Below are 17,789 nucleotides of genomic sequence, written 5' to 3'. Positions count from 1 at the left end.
AGAGTGCACTATTTGAATGCGGAAATTACGGTGACAGTGCACTTTTTACCCTGTTCGTCTGGCTATCGCCGCGCGTAGATCGACCGCATGGCTCGCCTTGCCCGCATCGTCGTTCCCGGTCTGCCGCATCACGTGACGCAACGCGGCAACAGGCGGGCCAAGGTGTTCTTCACGCCCGAGGACTACGCGCTCTACAAGACCCTGCTGGCCGAGCATTGCCGTGCCGCCAATGTCGGCATCTGGGCATGGTGCCTGATGCCGAACCATGTGCATTTGATCCTGACGCCGGCCGATCCCGGCGGCCTGCGCCGCGCACTCGCCAAGGTGCACCGCGAATTACGGTGACAGTGCATTTATTGCCAGACCGTCTCGACCACCTGAGCCGCTAAAGCCACGCCGCCTCTGTAGTCCAAAGCAGTGCCGGACGAGACCAATCTGCTCTGCCGGAATTCAAGCGTCCTCAATCGATATCCCGATCGCTGACGCTCCCACCCTACCCCAGCAGCCCACAACCCACCTACCCTGTGGATAGACCCCAAACACCGCCATCATTCCCGACATCGGCTTGCAAGAAGCCCTAGACTGAGGCTCTTGGGGAATCGGGTGGATGTCGAGCAAGCCGAGTCATTGCGTCGTGTTGTTCACGCTGCTGGCTGTTGCCGGCTGCACCTCCGCGCCGGGCAAGGACTTCTTCACCGAGACCATCGACAGCCTGCACGCCAAGAACTCGCCGCTGCGGGCGGGCTATAGCGGGCCTGCCGCCGTCACTTCGGCGTCGAGCGCGGCACAGCGCTTCAACGGCGCGCAATATCAGGGCACTGGCCAGTTCGTCTCGTCGGGCGCCCCGGTCACCAAGGTGACGAGCGACGGCTCCGGCAAGTTCGAGCTCAACCTGGTCAACGCGCCGATCGCCGACGCGGCCAAGGCGGTGCTGGGCGACGCGCTGCACCTCAACTACATCGTCGACCCGCGCGTGCAGGGCACGGTGACGCTGCAGACCTCGCAGCCGGTGTCGCAGGACGCGCTGGTCGACATCCTGCAATCGGCGCTGGCGGTGAACGCCGCCGGCATCACCAGCCGCGCCGGCACCTACCAGATCGTGCCGCTGTCGGAGATCATGGCCAGCACTCCGCCGGTCAGCGTGCCGTCGACCTCACCGTCCGGTCCCGGCGTCAAGGTGCAGGTGCTGCAGCTGCAATTCATCGCCGCCGACGAGATGAAGACCATTCTGGAACCGATCACCCGCCAGGGCTCGGTGCTGCGCGTCGATTCCACCCGCAACATCATCACCGTCGCCGGCAGCGACAGCGACCTCAATGCCATCCGCGAAGCGGTCTCGGTGTTCGATGTCGACTGGATGCGCGGCATGTCGGTGGCGCTGCACCCCTTGAAGACCTCCAAGCCGGAAGCGGTCGCCGCCGAACTCGATTCGATCTTCGGCACCAAGGAAGGGCCAGGCGCCAAGCTCATCCAGTTCATCCCCAACGACAGGCTGAATTCGGTGCTGGTGATCACCTCGCGCCCGGCCTATCTGGCGCGCGCGGCAACCTGGATCAACAAGCTCGACAGGCTGGCCGAGACCAATGAAAGCCAGCTCTTCGTCTACCAGATCCAGAACCGGCCGGCCAAGGAACTGGCATCGGTGCTGAGTTCGGTTCTCGGCACCACGGTGAAGACCGAAGGCCAATCGGGCGGCTCGAACGTGGCGCCCGACCAGACGCCGATCGCCATGCAGTCGGACGGCGTCACACCGGCGCCGCTGACCGGGCCTTCGCCCTCGCTGCCTCAGCAGGACAATCAGGCGCCCGCCCATGCCACTGTCGTCGCCGATGTCGAGAACAATGCGCTGCTGATCCAGACCACGGCGCGCGACTACCAGCGCATCGAGCAGATCCTGTCCAAGGTCGACGTGCTGCCGACGCAAGTCATGCTGGAAGCGGTGATCGCCGAAGTCACGCTCAACGACGATTTGAAATACGGCCTGCGCTGGTTCTTCGAGAATGGCGGTACCAAGGTCTCCGTGACCGACGTGGCCAAGGCCGCCGCGGCGGCCACCCTGCCCGGCTTCAACTGGAGCTATGCAACCGACAACATCCAGGTGACGCTGAACGCGCTTTCCAAGATCACCGACGTCAACGTCATTTCGGCGCCCACCATCATGGCGCTCAACAACCAGAAGGCGATCCTGCAGGTCGGCGACCAGGTGCCGATCCTGACCCAGCAATCGCAGGACACCGGCAACGGCAGCGCGCCGATCATCAACTCGGTCCAGATGAAGGATACCGGCGTCATCCTGACGGTGACGCCGCGCATCAACAATGCCGGCAGGGTCATGCTCGACATCCAGCAGGAGGTCAGCAACGTCACCAAGACGGACAGTTCCGATATCGACTCGCCAACCATCCAGCAGCGCAAGGTCCAGACGCGCGTGCTGGTCAATGACGGCGAGAGCCTGGCGCTGGGCGGCCTCATCCAGCAGAACAACAGTGTCGACCGCAGCCAGGTGCCGATCCTCGGCGACATCCCTATACTCGGCAATGCGTTCAAGCAAAAGGACGACACGATCAGACGGACCGAATTGATTATCTTCATCCGGCCACATGTCGTGCGTGATATCAACGAAGCCCGCGAGGTGACCGACGAATTCCGCGGCAAGATCAGCCTGCAGACGCCGATCCAGAAGCGGCGCGGCGGCACCAAGCTGCAGCAGGATTTGAAGAGGCTGGCGTATTGACGATGGTGACGCACCCCTCTCTCGTGCTTGCCGCGACGATCGCCCTGGCGGTTGTGCTTGGCGCCATTTCGATCGCCGATTTCCGCCGGCAGATCATCCCGGACGGGCTCAACCTGGCGCTCGCCGGGATCGGCCTTTCCTATCAGCTGGCGGCCGACGCCGACGCAATGCCGCAGCGCCTGCTCTTCGCCGCCGCGACCTTCGCCGCCGCCTGGCTGCTGAGGCGCGGCCATTTCCTCATGACCGGACGCATCGGCCTCGGCCTCGGCGACGTCAAGATGCTGGCGGCCGCTTCATGCTGGATCAGCCCGCTGCTGTTGCCGGTGCTGCTGTTCATCGCCAGCGCCAGCGCTTTGCTGTTCGTCGGCGGCCAGGTGGTCGCGACGGGGCCGGCGGCGGCGCGGGCCCGCGTCGCCTTCGGTCCGTTCATCGCCATCGGCCTCGGCGCAAGCTGGGCGCTGGAGCAATTTGCAGGTCTAGACATGGGACTGCTCTGATGATGCGCTTTCTTCAACCCTCCGAAAGACTTCAATCCTCCGAAAAAACGGGCCGCGCTCGCGACGATCGCGAAGGCGGTTTCACCCTGGTCGAGCTTCTGGTCGTGCTTGCCATCATCGCACTGATCGCCACGCTGGCGGCGCCACAGGTGCTGCGCTATCTCGGCGCGGCCAGGACCAATGCGGCCAAGGCGCAGATCCGCAACATCGAAAGCGCGCTCGAACTCTACTATGTCGACAATGCGAAATATCCGACCAACGAAGAGGGCCTCAACGCCCTGGTCGCGCAGCCTGCCGGTGAAACGCGCTGGAACGGGCCTTATCTCAAGGGAAGTACCGGCCTGAAGGATCCATGGGGCAGGCCCTACTCCTACGAAGTGAAGGCCGATGCCAGCGGCGTGGTCATCCGCAGCCTTGGCAAGGACGGCAAGCCCGACGGAACCGGCGAGGACCAGGACGTCACCAACTGACGGCGACCGGAGAGAGCGCTCAATTCGTGCGAGGGGTGCCGGCAAGATCGAGGCGGGCAAACCCGCGCGACGAATAGGCCGCGCCATCGCGCACCACCGAGAGGGTGAAGCGCACGGCGGCGGGCAGTTGCCGCGGCGCATTCCAGCCCGGCAGCCACGATGGCGGCGCCAGCGCGTTGTCTAGATATTCGAATTTCATGGCACTCACGCCGCCGATCAGCCGCACCGGTTCGCTCGACACCGCTGCACCAGGTTTGCTGCCGCGCCGCGTTTTCTGGACGATGGCCAGCGCCGCCCCCGTCTGGCCCCCGTCGGCAAGCGAAACGGTGATTTCGCGCAATGCGGAGGATTTGAAGCCGATCGCCTGAACGGCATTGAACTCGACCCAGGCACCATCGCCGCTGAGATAGAGCACTTGGTCCGGCGACGATTTCGACAGGGGCAAGGCCTCGGCATGGCTGATCGCCGTCTCGAGAAACCGCGATGCGGCGTCGACCTCCATCTGGAACTCGGTTGCCTTTTCGATGCGCATCATCGTTCGAGCCTGGCCGAGAAAGACCATCATCAGCGACGTGATGACGCCGATCAGCGCCAGCCCCACCAACACATCGATGAGCGCGAAACCCGCCACCGGCCCCGAGGATTGCGGATGCGCATTGACGCTTGATGAAGCAGCACCTGCAAGATGGCGGCGAACGGCGCGGGCCTTCGCCCGAGCGCGGGAGAACATCCAGCTCATGGCGCAGCCGGGCCTCGCGCCGGCACAAAGGTCAGAAACGGCCCGCTTGGAAACGCGCCGCCCTGCTTCTCGATGAGAACGGCGGTCACTTTCGCCTTCGCGACGTCTATCGTGCGGGTCTTCAGGGTCCAGCCCGGTTGTGCCGTGGTTTGTGCCCGGGCCTCGTAGTCGGCCAGCATCATGCGAACCGTTCTGGCCGCTTCGACCTGGCGCTTGGCCGCGGCAATGCTGCGGCTGGCCAGCACGATCGACTGGCTGGCGATGCCCAGCACGAGCGCCAGGATCGTCATGGCGACGATCATCTCCAGGATCGAGAATCCATCTTCGGATGAGGATTGGGGCAATGGCCCAGTCATGGCAGGGTTCGCCATGTCGGAAGCCCTGTCAGCCAGTTGACCGCGATACGCGCGGTCCGTCCTTTCCGCTGCAGCGCCATGTCCATGCCGGAAGCGCGGCCGTCGGGAAGGAAGGTGAGCACCGTCTGCCGGTCGGCGACGACGGTCTCCTGGCCGGTGATGACGGTCATTTTGACATCGTCCGGCAAGGCCAGGCTGTCTCGTTCGCCGAAGCGGATAACACGGCTACCCAGGTCGACAAGGACCTGCTTCGGCCGGGCGGTGGCGATGGCCGATGTGCGCGACAGGCGCAACCGCATGGTGATCTCGCCGGCCACCGTCTCCAGGCTCTTGGTGCGATAGTGGCTGACCAGCCCCGGTGCAGCGATGGCGGCGACAAGCGCCATGATCGCCAGCACCACCAGCATCTCGACCAGGGTGAACCCCGCCGTCGCGTGTGCCTGCGTGTCGGCTGCGGGAGCGGCGGTCATTGCAGCGCCAGATCGTTGATGGAGAGGATCGTCGTCATAACCGAAATGACCAGGCTGCCGACGAGAAAACCGAGCGAGATCGTCAGCGCTGGCGTCAGCAGCTTCAGCACGGTGTCGATCCGCCGCGTCAGCGTCAGCTGAAGCATTTTAGCGGCGCGATCCAGCACCACGGGAAGTGCATTGGCCTCTTCGCCAAGGGAGACCAGCGACATTGTCGCGTGGTCGAAAATCCCTGCCTTGACGATCGCGCCGTGCAGGCGGGCGCCATTGGCGACATTGTCTTCGATCGATGCGAAGCTTGTCGCCAACGAACTCTGCCTGGAAACATTGGCGGCAAGGCCAAGCGCCTCGGTCATCGCCACGCCGTTGCCGAGCAGCAGCGCAAGCGTTTCGAGATAGCGCGCGATCACCGCGTCCCTGACCAGCGCGCCGATCAGCGGGATCCGCAGCAGCCAGTGCGAAAGCCGTCTTCTGGCGCCGGCGGAACGGGACAGCAGGAGATAGCAAAGCAGGCCGAGCACCGCCGCCAGCGGGAAAACGAAGGGGTAGTCGCGGAACACCGTGCCGAAGGCGGAAAGCATGGTCATGGTGAAGGGCTTGGGGGCCGACGAGCCCTCGAAGATCGGCTCCAGCGCCGGCACCAGGACCGTCGCCAGAATGACGAGTGCCCCGCTCATGACCAGGAGCAGGAAGGCCGGATAGGCCAACGCCTCGATGATCGCGGCGCGGCGCTTGGCCGTCGCCTCGAACGTGTCCGCCAGCCGCTGGCAGATAAAGGCCATCTTGCCGCTGCGCTCGCCGCTGGCAAGCAAGGCGGCAACGTCCGGCGTGATGCCCGGCAGTGCGGCAAAGGCTTCGGCGATCGGCCGGCCGCCGGTCGTCAGGTCGAGCACCGATTGCAGTTGCTGGCGCCGCTGCCGGTTGGCTTCGCCCGAAATGACCGCGCCCAGGGCGCGGTCGACCGTGAAGCCGGCGTTCAGGAGAACCGAAAGCTCGGAGAACAAGCGGCTGAGGTCGACCCTGCGGGTCAGCGTCAGCGCGCTGCGGCCCGGCAGGCGAAGCTGCGGCCTTTCGCTGTTCACGGGTGCAAGATGGTAGGACCGGCGACCCTGCTGCGCCAGTTTTCGGGCGGCGTCCTGTTTGGTCGACGCATCGAGAACGCCGGCCTCCGTCGAGCCGTCGGCCAGGTAGGCGCGATAGGCGAAGGCCGGCATCAGTCAGCTCCCGCCAGATCGATGACACGGCGGACCTCGTCCATTGTGGTGACCTGCGATCGGGCAAGGGCGGTTGCGTGGACCGACATCGGCACCAGGTCGTCCTCGGCGGCAATGCGGCCGATCTCCATTTCGCCGGCGCCCTGGTCGATGAGTTCGGCGATGCGCGGCGACACTTGCAGCATTTCATAGGTCACCGTGCGGCCGCTGTAGCCGGAGCCGTTGCAGGTGCGGCAGGCCGGACCGGTCTGCTCCGCGCCCCGGCAGGTCGGGCAGACACGGCGCAACAGCCGCTGCGCGATGACGCCGCGGATCGTCGCGCCGAGCAGATAGCCGTCGATGCCCATGTCGCGCAGCCGCGTCAGCGCGCCGGCGGCGCTGTTGGTGTGCAGTGTGGAGAACACCAGATGGCCGGTCAGCGCCGCCTGGACCGCGACCTGCGCCGTCTCGCGGTCGCGGATTTCCCCGAGCAGGATGATGTCGGGATCCTGGCGCAGGATCGAGCGCAAGGCGGCGGCGAAGTCGAGGTCGATCGCAGGATTGACCTGGAGCTGGGTGATGCCGGCCATGCGGTACTCGACCGGATCCTCGACGGTGAAGATCTTGACGTCCGGCCGCGAACGCTCGGCAAGGATCGAGTACAGCGTCGTCGTCTTGCCGCTGCCGGTCGGACCGGTGATCAGCACGATGCCATTGGCCGATTGCGACATGTTGCGGATCTTGGCCTGCGCGGCGCCGTCGAAGCCAAGCTTCTCCAGCTTCAGTTCGACGCCGGCGCGATCGAGAATGCGCAGCACGATGGCCTCGCCGTGAATGGACGGAATGACCGAGACGCGCAGGTCGACGTCGCGGCCGCGCACGGCAATGCGCATGCGACCGTCCTGCGGCAGGCGCCGTTCGGCGATGTTGAGCCGCGACAGGATCTTGATGCGGGTCGAGATGCCGGACAGCATCGCGATCGACGCGGTGTCGACGGTGGACAGCATGCCGTCATGCCTGAAGCGGATACGGACATGGTCTTCGAGCGGCTCGATGTGAATGTCGGTGGCTCTTGCATCGACCGCCTTGTGGATGGTCTCGGCGACGAAGCGCACGATCGGCGCCTCACGGGCGAAATCCTTCAAGCGCTCGAGGTCGTCAGGGCCGAAATCCAGGATTTCACCACTGCCGCCGCCATTCGAAACGGCGGCAAGGGCCGATTGCTCGATGCGGTCGATGCATTCGGCGATCATGCGCCTTGGCAAGATGCGCAGCGCCAGGGTGCGCTCATAGTGGAAGGCCAATGCATCGATGGTGGCCGAAGAGAAAGGATCGGCCACCGCGACGACCAGCCGCTCGGCGTCCATCTGCAGCGGCAGGATGGCGTTTTCCCTGAGATAGGCCAGCGGTACGCTTGCCAGCATTTCAGGGCTGACCTGTTCGGGGATCTCGACCGGCATCGGTGCTTCGAGATAGCGGCTGAGGCTGCTGGCCAGCTCCTGCTCGCCGATCAGCCCGAGTTCGGTCATCACCGTATCAAACGGGTGCCCCGATGTTCGCGATGCTCCCAAGGCGCGTTGAGCGGCATGCGCGGTCAGCACTTTCTCGCCCTCGAGAAAGGCGAGAAACGCCTCGATCCCCTTCGTCTGGGCGGAAGCGTTCATGAGCTCCAACCCCTAAGGATCTGTGCCGCCTCGGTGCCGAAAAGCATCTCGCAGTCGGCGGTGCCGGCAACTGGCGGCAATACGCCGGCTTCGGCGGCCGGGCTTCGGGCGACGCGGGAAAATGCCGCGCCCGTCGGAGATTTCTCGATGATGAACCCGGCCTCGCCCGCGATCCCGGAGCCGTCCCGCCTCGCCGCCACGTCGACCGTGTAGGCAGATGCATCGGCCACCGCCTGAACGACCGAAGCGCTGGAGCCGCTTGCAAGGGCGGCGCGAAGCCGGCCTGGCGCGCGATCAGCGCTGATCGTGCCACGCTTCGAGTTGACCGTGAAAACGCCATTCAGGGTATGCAGCGGTATCGACGACAGTGCTGAAAACTCCTGCAGTTCGGACACGGATTCGAACGGCGCCTGCTTGTCTTCGGGCGGCCCGACAGTGCTTCTCGACCGCGGCAGGTCGGCGAACAGCTTTGCGCTGTCGCGAAACCGGATCGTGGCCTTGGCCAATTCGGCCGATGCCTGCTGCTCGAAGCCGAGCGCCGCAAAGCCAAGCTCCAGCAGGCGGTCATCCGCGGCGTTGAGATCGATCAGCCCGCCATGATCCTGGACGCGCACGGTGAAACTATACTCTCCCGACCGGCATGATGTCGGCGTGGAATCCAGCGAAAACTTTTGCCCGCCGGAGCCGCCGGTCAATGCGCTCGCGACCACATTGCCGAGGCCTTCCGCCAGCAGCGACAGGCGCTCCTGTTCGACCTCGCTGTTGGCGATCATCAACCGTGTCTTGGCCGTCACGGCAAAGGGGACGACGATCGCCGAGACGATCAGCATGAACACCAGCACGGCAACCAGCGAAAAGCCGCTGCGGGCGCTTTCATCCCGCCAGTTGGTGCCCGCGCTATCATGGAGTGCGCTGTCGCTCATAGTTGCGGTTCGCTCGGGAGTGGCGGCGGCGCATTCGCGGGTGCCGGGACATTCTTCCATGGCGGATAAAGCGGGATGCGCGCCAGCTTGCCATCCCGCTCCAGCACGGCCTGATCCTTGTCGACCGCCGACACCCTCCAGCCGTCAACCGTGTCTCCACTGCCATACCAGACCGCGGCTTCGCTGCCGGCGACGCGCAGCAGCGCCTTCGCGGCGCCGCCGTGAATGCTGATGCCCAGCAGCGATGGGGCGACGGCCGGTGGCGCTTCGGATGGCGGCGGCGCCGGCGCCTGCTCGACCGGGGCAGCGGCAACCTCCACCGGCGGCGGCGCGACCGGCGGGGGCACGAATTTCCGGCGTGTCGGCGTGAACAGCGGACGCTGGAACGTCTCGCTGAAATCGCCGGCTTCGGGAAATTGCAGCGATCCCGCGACTGAGACGAGGCCGCCATCATGCCCCTTGCCGGAAGCGACGGGCGTGATATCGACAGGCGTGTCGAAGAGCGCGACATTGACCAAAGCGAGGGCCGCAATGACAGCCGCAATCGCCAGGCCTGCGAATTTCCCGGTCATGGTTTGACCCCGGCGGGTGCCATCGGTGTTTGCAGCGGCCCGTAAAACAGGATCTCGGCGAAAAGCTCGGGATCGCCGGTCCGTCCCGCCGCCGGCCCGACATCGGTGGTGCGCAAGGTGGCCTCGCGGATGAACAGCACCGGCAGCGACGTCTCGATGGCGAGGATGGCGTTGTGGATGCCTTCCAGCGATCCCGAAAGGTTGGCCCGCAGCCCGATGAAATCGACGCCGGCTTCGCTGAGCACCGGTGCATTGCCAGCCGACAGCACGCTGACCCCATTGGCGGCGGCAATCGCGTTCAGCCGGGTCTGCAGCCCGCCGCGGATGATCGCCTCGCTGCCGCCGGTGAGAAATTCGGGATTGGCCGCGGCTTCCGGACTGGCGGCGCTGTCGAGGCGCTTTGCCAGGGCGGCCACGCTCTGCAACTGGCCGAGAAGCTCGCGCTTTTCCTCGATCCCGGCCTGTACGGAGGCGACGCTGTCGAACGCCGCGAACACCACCCAGGCAAGCACGCAGGCCGTGACCGCGGCGATCGCCAGCGCGATCAGGCGGCGGATCGTCGGCCTTGTGTTGAGGATGGTGGAGAGCATCGTCAGAGCGCCCCGATCTTGGCCGAAATGGTGAAGTGCTCGCCATCCTGACCGGGAACCTTGACCACCGGCGAGGCGAATTCAGGCGCCGAAAACAGCGGCGAGGCGTCGATCGGCTGGATCAGTTCGGCGGCCGAGGTGGAAAAGCCTGAAATGGTCAGGTCGTCGCCCTTGGCCGAGAGATCGGTCAGCCAGGCCGTGTCGGGCAGCAGATGCGTCAACTCGGCCCAGACGCGCACCAGCGACGCCGTCGTCTTCTTTTCCTGGCGGATCTTTTCGATCCGCTCGATGCCGGCCTGGCGCTTCTGCAGCGAGGCGCGCGCCGCTTTGGCCAGGACCTGCGCATCGGCGATCTGCGTATCCAGTTCGGCCTCGGCCTGCCAGGCGCGCCAATGCGCATGCGCAAAGGTCACCAGCACCGCCCCGGCCAGCACCGAAAGGGCCGCAATCCAGGCGGTCCTGGCACGCCGGTCGCGCGCCGTCGGCGGCCAGATGGCGGCCAGGCTGAGCGGATCGGCGCGCAGCGTGTTTTCGGGCTGCGACAACGACAAGCAGCGGACCGAGCCACCGGCCCGGCGCACCGCGTCCAGCACGGCGGCAAGCGTCTTGGCCTTGACGACATGGTAGGCGCTGTCCTGTTCCGCCGCCGCGGCGAACACGACATGCACCTGCGCCGGGTCGATCGGCGTCGAAGCCATAAGGTCGAGTTCGGCCATGTCGCGCGCCTGCCGGACAGGCAGACGCCGCGCCGAGAGCTGCCGGGTCAGGAACAGGCCTGGCTGGACCCTGATATCGAAGCTCGAACGCCTGCGCCGGGTCCCGCCCTGCAGCAGCGCCAGGATCTCGTCGGAGGAAGCCGTGAGCGCCAGCGGGATCGACTGGAACTCCGGCGCCTTGGCCTCGCGCACACGAATGCCGTCATCCGCCAGGCTGACGATCCAGTCGACGGTCGAAGCTTGTGCTTTCCCGGGAACAACCCGCGTCCAGACCCCTCGCAGCTCATCGAGCCACCAGTCGAAAAAATCCAGAAATTGCGCGTTGAATGTCGCCACAATCAACCACCCGCCGCCCCGGCTGATTCTCAGCCGAGGTTCAGGCTGAGACTACTACAGATGCTGGTGCCATGCGGATATTTGCGAAGGCGCGGGAGAGGGATTAGCCACAGCTTTTGTTGGGAGCCGAACGCACGTGCGAACGCTGTCCGTTGCGGAGCTCGGCAGTGGCGCGCACCGTTTCCAGCCTGCGGAACCACCCGGCTGGCTTTTAGGCCATTCAGTCAGAGCGAGTCGTAGACGGCGTCGATCAACATCTTGCGGCGTGGGTCCATGTCGTCAAAACCCAGCATGCGGTTGGTGACGTAGCCGAAACCGATGCCGGCACCGGGATCGGCAAAGCCGATGGCGCCGCCCCAGCCGGTGTGGCCGAAGGTTTGCGGCGACGCGCGGCCGGCATAGACCGGATCCTCCATCTGATAGCCGGCGGCGAAGGCGGCCGGTGCGGCGAAGCTTTCATCCGTGCCGCGAACACGCTGACGCGCCGCCGCTTCGATTGCCGCGCGCCCGATCAGTGGATGGCCCTCCCAGACGCCACCGGCTGCCATCATGCCGTAAATACGGGCCAGTGCATGCGCCGTCGACTGGCCGTTGCCGCCCGGCACCTCGGCGGCGCGCCAGACGCGGTCGTTGGGGGCCAATGCACGGGGCGCCGGATTGTCGCTTGCGTGGGGAAAGGGCGAGGCGCGGACAAAATCGACCCAGTCCGAAGCGCCGGGGCCTTCGATCATCTCGGCGACCCTGGAATCCTCACGATCCGGCAGACCGACATGAAAGTCAGCTCCAAGCGGGCCCGCGATCTCTTCGCCGATGAAGCGGCCGATGCTTCGCCCGTCGACGCGGCGCAGCACTTCGCCAGCAAGGTGGCCGTAGGTAAGGGCGTGATAGATGCAGCGGCTGCCGGGCTCCCAGAGTGGCGGCATGGCCGCAAGCGCGTCCACAAAAGGCGTCCACGCGAACAGGCCCGCTTCGTCCATCGGCACGGCAAGACCATTCAGCCCGGCCTGGTGCGACATCACCTGGTCGAGCGTGATGTGTTCCTTGCCGCCGGCCGCGAATTCAGGCCAGTAGCGGGCAATGGGTGCGGCATAGTCCAGCCTGCCGCGCTCGACCAACATTGCGATCGCCAGCGCCACGACGCCCTTGGTGGAGGACCAGACATTGATCAGCGTGTCCTGCCGCCACGGACGGGTTCGCGCGGCATCGGCATGACCGCCCCAGAGGTCAACGACGGTCTTGCCGTGGACGACGACGGATACGCCCCCGCCATGTTCCAGCCCTTGGGCGAAACACTCGGCGAATGCCGCGCGCACGGCACCAAAGCGCGGATCGCAGATACCATCCATGTTCATGCGTGAACTCTCACCAGGCTGATATGACGGGAATGCCGCCGTCGACCATTCTGGCTCGGCGGGAACCCAGCAGTCCAGCGAATTGCCGACATTCAAGATCGTCGCCCACATGATGCGACCCGAAAATCATGGCACCAAGGCAATCGATGGGCCGGCTCAGGCCTACTGCTTCACCGAGGTGGAGGTGCCCCAGGTATCCGACAGCACGTAGCCTTGAGGGTATGGATCCGTCGGATCGAGATAGTAGCTGTGCTCGCCGGTAATCCAGGCCCGGCCGGTGATCTCCGGAACGATCGCCTTGCGTCCTGCGATTTCGGCCAGCTCCACGATCCTGCCCGTGAAGCGCGAGCCGATGATCGATTCATGGATCAACACGTCGCCAACACCCATCAAGCCGCGTGCCTGCAGCACGGCCATGCGGGCCGATGTACCCGTTCCGGTCGGGCTGCGGTCGGAGCGGCCCGGCGAGACGATGCAGGTGTTGCGCGTGACATTGCCCGGCCCCTGGAACGGCATGGCGAACTGGACGATCGACACGCCGCGCACATGATCGAATTGCGGATGGACGACATCGAGCTGCTCGCGCGCGGCCCGCCTGATCTTCTCGCCGGCCACCGCCAGCTCGCGCGCTTCGTCGGGAGCGATCGAGAAGCCGAGCGCCTTGGCATCGACGATGGCGTAGAACATGCCGCCGTAGGCGATGTCGACGGTGAGCGTGCCCAGCCCCTCGACCTCGATGCTGGCATCGAGGCGGTCAACAAAGGCCGGTGCGTTGCGCAAGGTGATCGAGACGCATTTGCCGTCGCGGCATTGCGCGCGCACCTCGATGACGCCACCCGGCATATCGAGCTTGAAGCGTGTCTCGGGCTCCTGCATCGGTACCATGCCGGTCTCCAGCAGCACCGTGGCGACGCAGATCGTGTTGGAACCGGACATCGGCGGATATTCCGTCGGCTCCATGATGATGGCGCCGGCGGCGCAATCCTCCCGCGTCGAGGGAACGAGCAGGTTCACGTGGCGCGCGACGCTGCCGCGCGGCTCGCAGATCAGCATGCGCCTGATATGGTCATGATCGCGCTCCATCGTGATCATCTTGTCCATCATCGTGCGGCCAGCCGGCGGCAGGACACCGCCGATGATGACATCGCCGACTTCACCTTCGGCATGGCAGCCGACGACACGAATGCTGGTTTTGCTGCGCATTGCTGTTCCTGCGTTGGTCCCTCGCGGCCACGACTATTTTGCTTGGCAAGCCGTGCCGCTTCGGGACAAACTGATCAATCCGCGTGCAAGCCTCAAGGAGAATCCGAAATGACTGCTAATGTTTTTTCCGGCTGCATGCCGGCGTTGATGACCCCATGCACGCAGGACCGTCAGCCCGACTTCGACGCGCTGGTACGCAAGGGACGAGAGCTGATAGCCGCCGGCATGTCGGCCGTCGTCTATTGCGGCTCGATGGGCGACTGGCCGCTCCTGACCGACGAGCAACGCATGGAAGGCGTCGAGCGCCTGGTGAAGGCCGGCGTGCCGGTGATCGTCGGCACCGGCGCGGTCAACACCGCCAAGGCCGTGGCGCACGCGGCGCATGCCCAGAAGGTCGGCGCGCGAGGCCTGATGGTGATCCCGCGTGTTTTGTCGCGCGGGCCTTCGGTGACGGCGCAGCGCCATCATTTCAAGGCAATTCTTGCCGCCGCGCCCGGCCTGCCGGCGGTCATCTACAACAGCCCCTATTACGGCTTTGCCACGCGTGCGGACCTGTTCTTCGCGCTACGCGCCGAACATCCGAACCTGGTCGGCTTCAAGGAGTTCGGCGGCCCGTCGGACCTGCGCTACGCGGCGGAAAACATCACCAGCCGCGACGATGAGGTCGCGCTGATGATCGGCGTCGACACCGCCGTCTTCCACGGTTTCGTCAATTGCGGCGCGTCCGGCGCCATCACCGGCATCGGCAACGTGCTGCCAAAGGAGGTGCTGCACCTTGTGGGCTTGAGCCAGGCGGCGGCCAAGGGCGACGTCGAAGCCCGCCAGCGCGCGCTGGAGCTCGACGCTGCGCTCGCCGTGCTGTCCTCCTTCGACGAAGGCCCAGACCTGGTGCTCTATTTCAAGCACATGATGGTGCTGAAGGGTAATCCCGAGTACAAGCTGCACTTCAACGAGACCGATGCCTTGACCGACAGCCAGCGCGGCTACGCCGAGGCGCAGCTCAAATTGTTCGACAGCTGGTATGCCCAATGGTCGAGGCAACCCGGCGTGATTGCAAGGTCTGCAGCCTGAGCCCGGCAAGTGCGACGGGCGGCCATAGTACGGCCGCCGGTTGCATTGCGAGGCTGAGCAGCCACTATCCGACTTAGTGCCTGACCATCCCGGCGTCGACATTCAGCGTCTGGCCGGTGATCCAGCGCGCATCGTCGGAAGCCAGGAACGAAACCACATCGGCGATATGTTCCGGCTGTCCTTTGCCTTTCATCGCCTGAAGCATCTCGACGAAGCCGAATGCCTCGTTGTGCGGGCTCGCCTTGACGCCGTCGCTCTCGATCAGGCCGGGCGTCACCGCGTTCGCCGTGATGTTGTATTTGCCGAGTTCCGTGGCCAGCGCGCGGGTGAAGCCGATGACGCCGCCCTTGGCCGCGACATAGGCCGCCATGTTCGGCGTGCCGGCAAAGAAGGTGTTGGAGGCGATGCTGATCACCCGCCCGGCCTTGCCCGCCGCGCGCATCTGGTCGGTGCCGGCGCGGGTGACGATGAAGGTGCCGGTCAGATTGACGTCGATGATCTTGCGCCAGTGGTCGAGATCGACATCGTCCCAGGCGACGAACGGCACGATACTGGCATTGTTGACCAGGATATCGATGCCTCCGGTCAGAGCCTGAATTTCGGCGAAGAGTGCCTTGACCGAGCCCGGATCGGAAATGTCGGCGGCGATCGCCCTCGCCTTTTTGCCGATCGACGCGGCGGCCGCCTTGGCGCCTTCGGCGTTGATGTCGCTGACGATGACGGTCGCCCCGTCGGCGGCAAGCCGCGCCGCGATCGCCTTGCCGATACCCTGTGCGGCGCCGGTAACCAGGGCCGTCTTTCCCGCAAGCCGTTCAGTCATGAAATGCTCCCTCAATCCGTGATCTGGTGATGTCTGTTCAGGCGTCGGCGTCGATTACGGCCAGCGCCGCCTCGATGCCTTTGCCGATTGCGAGTTTCCGGCCGGCCGCGTTCATGGCGCCGCCAAGTGCCGTCAGCGCCGCGATCGCGTAGATCGGCTGGGCGGTCGGCCCCATATGGCCGATGCGCGTCAGCTTCCCCAACGTCTCGCCCCGCCCCGACGAAAACACCACGCCGTAACGGGCACGCGCGGCCTGGCGAAGCGCCTTCTCGTCGACACCATCGGGGGTGCGGACGGCGGTGGTGGTCGGCGACGCGATGCTGTCGCTGGCGGCCCAGACCGACAGGCCCATCGCGGTGACGCCCGCTCGCATGGCCTTGGCGGTGAGCGCATGGCGCGCCCATACCGCCTCCGGTCCCTCATTGAGGTAAAGATCGAGCGCGACGTCGAGCCCGTTGATCTCCGAGACCGACGGCGTGAACGGAAACGGCTTGTCCCTCGACCAGGCATTTTCCCAGTCGACAATGCTCAGCATCGATGCGCGCGGCGCCAGGGGGTTGGCCTTCATCTTGGCCCAGGCCCGCTCGCTGACGCCCATCATGGTGAGGCCGGGAGGGGCGCCCAGGCATTTGTTGGGGCCGGTGACATAAATATCGGCTTTGCAATCCTCGGGATGCGTCTTCATGCCGCCAAAGGACGAGACCGCGTCGACGATCAGATAGGCGCCATGCGCCGAGACCAGCGCGCCGATGGCGTCGATCGGATTGATGGTGCCCGACGGCGTGTCGTGATGACAGACCGACACAACGGTGATCTCCGGATGCGCCTTGAGCATGTCGGCGACCGCCTGCGGATCGATCGCCTCGTTATAGGGCACTTCGATCTCGAGCAGATGCGGCGAGTACCGCTTCGCCCAATAGCCAAAGCCCTTGCCGTAGACGCCCGAGGCAAGATTGAGCACAACGTCGTCGGGCGAGATCAGCGACGCCGCCGCCGCTTCGAGGCCGAGCACCGGCTCGCCATGCAGGATGACCGGCTTGTTCGACAGCCGCATCGCCTTCTGCGCCTTGTCGACCACCTTCTCGTAAAGGAGCTGGAATGCAGGATCGTAATCATAAAGCACCGTACGGCCGAGGCCGCGCAACACTTCTGGATAGGCGTTCACCGGCCCCGCGGTCAGGGTGATGACCGGATCGGCATGTTCGGGATAGCGCATCATCTTGTCTCCGGATTGGCGGCGATCAGCCGTAGAATTGCGTGCCGGTCCTGTAGGTCTTGAAGTTGTCCATGTCGTGCGAGTACATCAGCTCGGCGCCATGGTCCTCGGCGAGCTTCTTTACCTTGCGCATCGAATTGACGCCCGCTACCGGGTCGATGTGGAAAGCTGCCTGGCACAGCGTCTCCAGGCTCTTCTGGGTGTAGGCGGCGTCGATGGTGAATAGGATCGGCTTGCGCCTGGGGAATTCGACCAGCAGGCTGTAGTGGCCGATCGAATGGCCTGGCGTCGAGATCAGCTTCACGCCCCTGGCGAGATCGACGTCGCCGTCGATGCCCTCGAAGGTCGAGTTGGCGCGCGTCGTGCCTTCCAGCAGTTGCGCGGTCGCGCCGCGGGCTTCGGCGGCCTCCGCCGAGAAGCTCAGGTCGGAATAGCCGAGATGTTCGAAAGGCTGCGGATTGCAGGCCTGCGGCACCTCCGAGCGATGGCAGATCTTCTTGGCGTGTGGAAAATACTTGTTGCCGCCGCAATGGTCGAAATGGAAATGCGAATTGACGACGACGTCGATATCCCTGGGCTCGAGCCCGAGCAGGCCAAGCGCGCCGGGGATGGTCTGATGCTTTTCCTGGATCGGCTTCTCGAAGGGCAGCACCTTCATGACGTGATCGTAGTCGTAGCCGGTGTCGATGAGGAACCGGCCCTCGGCATGCTCGATCAGGATCGAATAGACGGGGAAGCGCACTTCGCCACCAGGGCCCCGGTTCCAGAACACGTGATAGCCGTCGAGAACGAGCGAGCCGCCGTCGAGCAGGTAGACCTTTGTATCCGACATTCTTGCCTCCTGTTTGGCGCGGGTCCCTTCCGCGC

Annotated in this window: 19 protein-coding genes; 5 read left to right on the top strand and 14 right to left on the bottom strand. The window is 65.1% G+C overall.

What is annotated here, in order from left to right; genetic code table 11:
• Nucleotides 1-87: 87 nt before the first annotated feature.
• From MAFF_RS27920 to gspG, 4 genes are all read left to right on the top strand, one after another.
• Nucleotides 88-345, top strand: coding sequence for a transposase (locus MAFF_RS27920; protein ID WP_010914358.1), 258 nt, complete (start codon nt 88-90; stop codon nt 343-345).
• 262 nt (nt 346-607) lie between these two features.
• Complete coding sequence (gene gspD / locus MAFF_RS27915) at nt 608-2,734, top strand: type II secretion system secretin GspD (RefSeq protein WP_010914357.1); 2,127 nt, start codon at nt 608-610, stop codon at nt 2,732-2,734.
• A 2-nt stretch (nt 2,735-2,736) separates the two neighbouring features.
• Nucleotides 2,737-3,231, top strand: coding sequence for a prepilin peptidase (locus MAFF_RS27910; RefSeq protein WP_010914356.1), 495 nt, complete (start codon nt 2,737-2,739; stop codon nt 3,229-3,231).
• Nucleotides 3,231-3,701, top strand: a complete 471-nt coding sequence (gene gspG / locus MAFF_RS27905) for a type II secretion system major pseudopilin GspG (RefSeq protein ID WP_010914355.1) — start codon at nt 3,231-3,233, stop codon at nt 3,699-3,701. Before MAFF_RS27910 ends, gspG begins: the two co-directional genes overlap by 1 nt.
• 19 nt (nt 3,702-3,720) lie before the next feature.
• Here the strand turns inward: gspG and MAFF_RS27900 are convergent, their stop codons facing one another.
• The 11 genes from MAFF_RS27900 to MAFF_RS27850 all read right to left on the bottom strand — a co-directional run bounded on the left by MAFF_RS27900 (nt 3,721) and on the right by MAFF_RS27850 (nt 13,815).
• The gene (locus MAFF_RS27900; RefSeq protein ID WP_157866098.1) at nt 3,721-4,440 is read right to left on the bottom strand and encodes a PulJ/GspJ family protein; all 720 of its coding nucleotides are present in this window, start codon (nt 4,438-4,440) and stop codon (nt 3,721-3,723) included.
• Complete coding sequence (locus MAFF_RS27895) at nt 4,437-4,796, bottom strand: PulJ/GspJ family protein (RefSeq protein WP_080511955.1); 360 nt, start codon at nt 4,794-4,796, stop codon at nt 4,437-4,439. The genes MAFF_RS27900 and MAFF_RS27895 overlap by 4 nt, the downstream gene beginning before the upstream one ends.
• Nucleotides 4,793-5,266, bottom strand: a complete 474-nt coding sequence (locus tag MAFF_RS27890) for a prepilin-type N-terminal cleavage/methylation domain-containing protein (protein WP_010914352.1) — start codon at nt 5,264-5,266, stop codon at nt 4,793-4,795. The genes MAFF_RS27895 and MAFF_RS27890 overlap by 4 nt, the downstream gene beginning before the upstream one ends.
• Nucleotides 5,263-6,480 (bottom strand): type II secretion system F family protein, encoded by a 1,218-nt coding sequence (locus MAFF_RS27885; RefSeq protein ID WP_010914351.1) that lies wholly within the window; start codon nt 6,478-6,480, stop codon nt 5,263-5,265. The genes MAFF_RS27890 and MAFF_RS27885 overlap by 4 nt, the downstream gene beginning before the upstream one ends.
• Nucleotides 6,480-8,123: a GspE/PulE family protein gene (locus MAFF_RS27880; protein ID WP_032928967.1), complete on the bottom strand. Its 1,644-nt coding sequence runs from the start codon at nt 8,121-8,123 to the stop codon at nt 6,480-6,482. Before MAFF_RS27880 ends, MAFF_RS27885 begins: the two co-directional genes overlap by 1 nt.
• Entirely contained in the window at nt 8,120-9,046 is a 927-nt protein-coding gene (locus MAFF_RS27875) for a hypothetical protein (RefSeq protein ID WP_044549423.1), read from the bottom strand. The genes MAFF_RS27880 and MAFF_RS27875 overlap by 4 nt, the downstream gene beginning before the upstream one ends.
• Nucleotides 9,043-9,618, bottom strand: coding sequence for a hypothetical protein (locus MAFF_RS27870; RefSeq protein WP_044549421.1), 576 nt, complete (start codon nt 9,616-9,618; stop codon nt 9,043-9,045). Before MAFF_RS27870 ends, MAFF_RS27875 begins: the two co-directional genes overlap by 4 nt.
• Nucleotides 9,615-10,208, bottom strand: a complete 594-nt coding sequence (gspM, locus tag MAFF_RS27865) for a type II secretion system protein GspM (protein ID WP_044549419.1) — start codon at nt 10,206-10,208, stop codon at nt 9,615-9,617. The genes MAFF_RS27870 and gspM overlap by 4 nt, the downstream gene beginning before the upstream one ends.
• 2 nt (nt 10,209-10,210) lie before the next feature.
• Nucleotides 10,211-11,260, bottom strand: a complete 1,050-nt coding sequence (locus MAFF_RS27860; protein ID WP_010914347.1) for a PilN domain-containing protein — start codon at nt 11,258-11,260, stop codon at nt 10,211-10,213.
• A 224-nt stretch (nt 11,261-11,484) separates the two neighbouring features.
• Entirely contained in the window at nt 11,485-12,723 is a 1,239-nt protein-coding gene (locus MAFF_RS27855; protein WP_244420637.1) for a serine hydrolase domain-containing protein, read from the bottom strand.
• Nucleotides 12,724-12,774: 51 nt separating this feature from the next.
• Complete coding sequence (locus tag MAFF_RS27850; protein ID WP_010914345.1) at nt 12,775-13,815, bottom strand: proline racemase family protein; 1,041 nt, start codon at nt 13,813-13,815, stop codon at nt 12,775-12,777.
• A 108-nt stretch (nt 13,816-13,923) separates the two neighbouring features.
• On the opposite strand from MAFF_RS27850, the gene MAFF_RS27845 reads away from it, so the two are divergent.
• Nucleotides 13,924-14,886, top strand: a complete 963-nt coding sequence (locus MAFF_RS27845; protein WP_010914344.1) for a dihydrodipicolinate synthase family protein — start codon at nt 13,924-13,926, stop codon at nt 14,884-14,886.
• Between the two features lie 73 nt (nt 14,887-14,959).
• Here the strand turns inward: MAFF_RS27845 and pldH are convergent, their stop codons facing one another.
• From pldH to pldA, 3 genes are read right to left on the bottom strand one after another with little or no spacing between them, the layout of a single operon-like run.
• Nucleotides 14,960-15,706 carry a pyridoxal 4-dehydrogenase, SDR-type gene (gene pldH / locus MAFF_RS27840; RefSeq protein ID WP_010914343.1) on the bottom strand — a complete coding sequence of 249 codons (747 nt, stop codon included), beginning with the start codon at nt 15,704-15,706 and terminating at the stop codon, nt 14,960-14,962.
• 37 nt (nt 15,707-15,743) lie between these two features.
• Nucleotides 15,744-16,922 carry a pyridoxamine--pyruvate transaminase gene (gene ppaT, locus MAFF_RS27835; RefSeq protein ID WP_044551453.1) on the bottom strand — a complete coding sequence of 393 codons (1,179 nt, stop codon included), beginning with the start codon at nt 16,920-16,922 and terminating at the stop codon, nt 15,744-15,746.
• 25 nt (nt 16,923-16,947) lie between these two features.
• Nucleotides 16,948-17,754 carry a 4-pyridoxolactonase gene (gene pldA, locus MAFF_RS27830; protein ID WP_010914341.1) on the bottom strand — a complete coding sequence of 269 codons (807 nt, stop codon included), beginning with the start codon at nt 17,752-17,754 and terminating at the stop codon, nt 16,948-16,950.
• Nucleotides 17,755-17,789 lie beyond the last annotated feature (35 nt).

The organism is Mesorhizobium japonicum MAFF 303099 (genome assembly GCF_000009625.1).
Taxonomy (GTDB): Bacteria; Pseudomonadota; Alphaproteobacteria; order Rhizobiales; family Rhizobiaceae; genus Mesorhizobium; species Mesorhizobium japonicum.
This window is presented reverse-complemented; position numbering and strand designations above follow the sequence as displayed.

Excerpts from the sequence above, each read along its gene's own strand:
- gspM (WP_044549419.1), bottom strand. The coding sequence starts at position 10,208 with ATGCTCTCCACCATCCTCAACACAAGGCCGACGATCCGCCGCCTGATC.
- gspD (WP_010914357.1), top strand. The coding sequence starts at position 608 with ATGTCGAGCAAGCCGAGTCATTGCGTCGTGTTGTTCACGCTGCTGGCT.
- MAFF_RS27850 (WP_010914345.1), bottom strand. The coding sequence starts at position 13,815 with ATGCGCAGCAAAACCAGCATTCGTGTCGTCGGCTGCCATGCCGAAGGT.
- MAFF_RS27870 (WP_044549421.1), bottom strand. The coding sequence starts at position 9,618 with ATGACCGGGAAATTCGCAGGCCTGGCGATTGCGGCTGTCATTGCGGCC.
- MAFF_RS27875 (WP_044549423.1), bottom strand. The coding sequence starts at position 9,046 with ATGAGCGACAGCGCACTCCATGATAGCGCGGGCACCAACTGGCGGGAT.
- MAFF_RS27920 (WP_010914358.1), top strand. The coding sequence starts at position 88 with ATGGCTCGCCTTGCCCGCATCGTCGTTCCCGGTCTGCCGCATCACGTG.
- MAFF_RS27880 (WP_032928967.1), bottom strand. The coding sequence starts at position 8,123 with ATGAACGCTTCCGCCCAGACGAAGGGGATCGAGGCGTTTCTCGCCTTT.
- MAFF_RS27845 (WP_010914344.1), top strand. The coding sequence starts at position 13,924 with ATGACTGCTAATGTTTTTTCCGGCTGCATGCCGGCGTTGATGACCCCA.
- gspG (WP_010914355.1), top strand. The coding sequence starts at position 3,231 with ATGATGCGCTTTCTTCAACCCTCCGAAAGACTTCAATCCTCCGAAAAA.
- pldA (WP_010914341.1), bottom strand. The coding sequence starts at position 17,754 with ATGTCGGATACAAAGGTCTACCTGCTCGACGGCGGCTCGCTCGTTCTC.
- MAFF_RS27900 (WP_157866098.1), bottom strand. The coding sequence starts at position 4,440 with ATGAGCTGGATGTTCTCCCGCGCTCGGGCGAAGGCCCGCGCCGTTCGC.
- MAFF_RS27885 (WP_010914351.1), bottom strand. The coding sequence starts at position 6,480 with ATGCCGGCCTTCGCCTATCGCGCCTACCTGGCCGACGGCTCGACGGAG.
- pldH (WP_010914343.1), bottom strand. The coding sequence starts at position 15,706 with ATGACTGAACGGCTTGCGGGAAAGACGGCCCTGGTTACCGGCGCCGCA.
- MAFF_RS27890 (WP_010914352.1), bottom strand. The coding sequence starts at position 5,266 with ATGACCGCCGCTCCCGCAGCCGACACGCAGGCACACGCGACGGCGGGG.
- ppaT (WP_044551453.1), bottom strand. The coding sequence starts at position 16,922 with ATGCGCTATCCCGAACATGCCGATCCGGTCATCACCCTGACCGCGGGG.
- MAFF_RS27855 (WP_244420637.1), bottom strand. The coding sequence starts at position 12,723 with ATGTGGGCGACGATCTTGAATGTCGGCAATTCGCTGGACTGCTGGGTT.
- MAFF_RS27895 (WP_080511955.1), bottom strand. The coding sequence starts at position 4,796 with ATGACTGGGCCATTGCCCCAATCCTCATCCGAAGATGGATTCTCGATC.
- MAFF_RS27910 (WP_010914356.1), top strand. The coding sequence starts at position 2,737 with ATGGTGACGCACCCCTCTCTCGTGCTTGCCGCGACGATCGCCCTGGCG.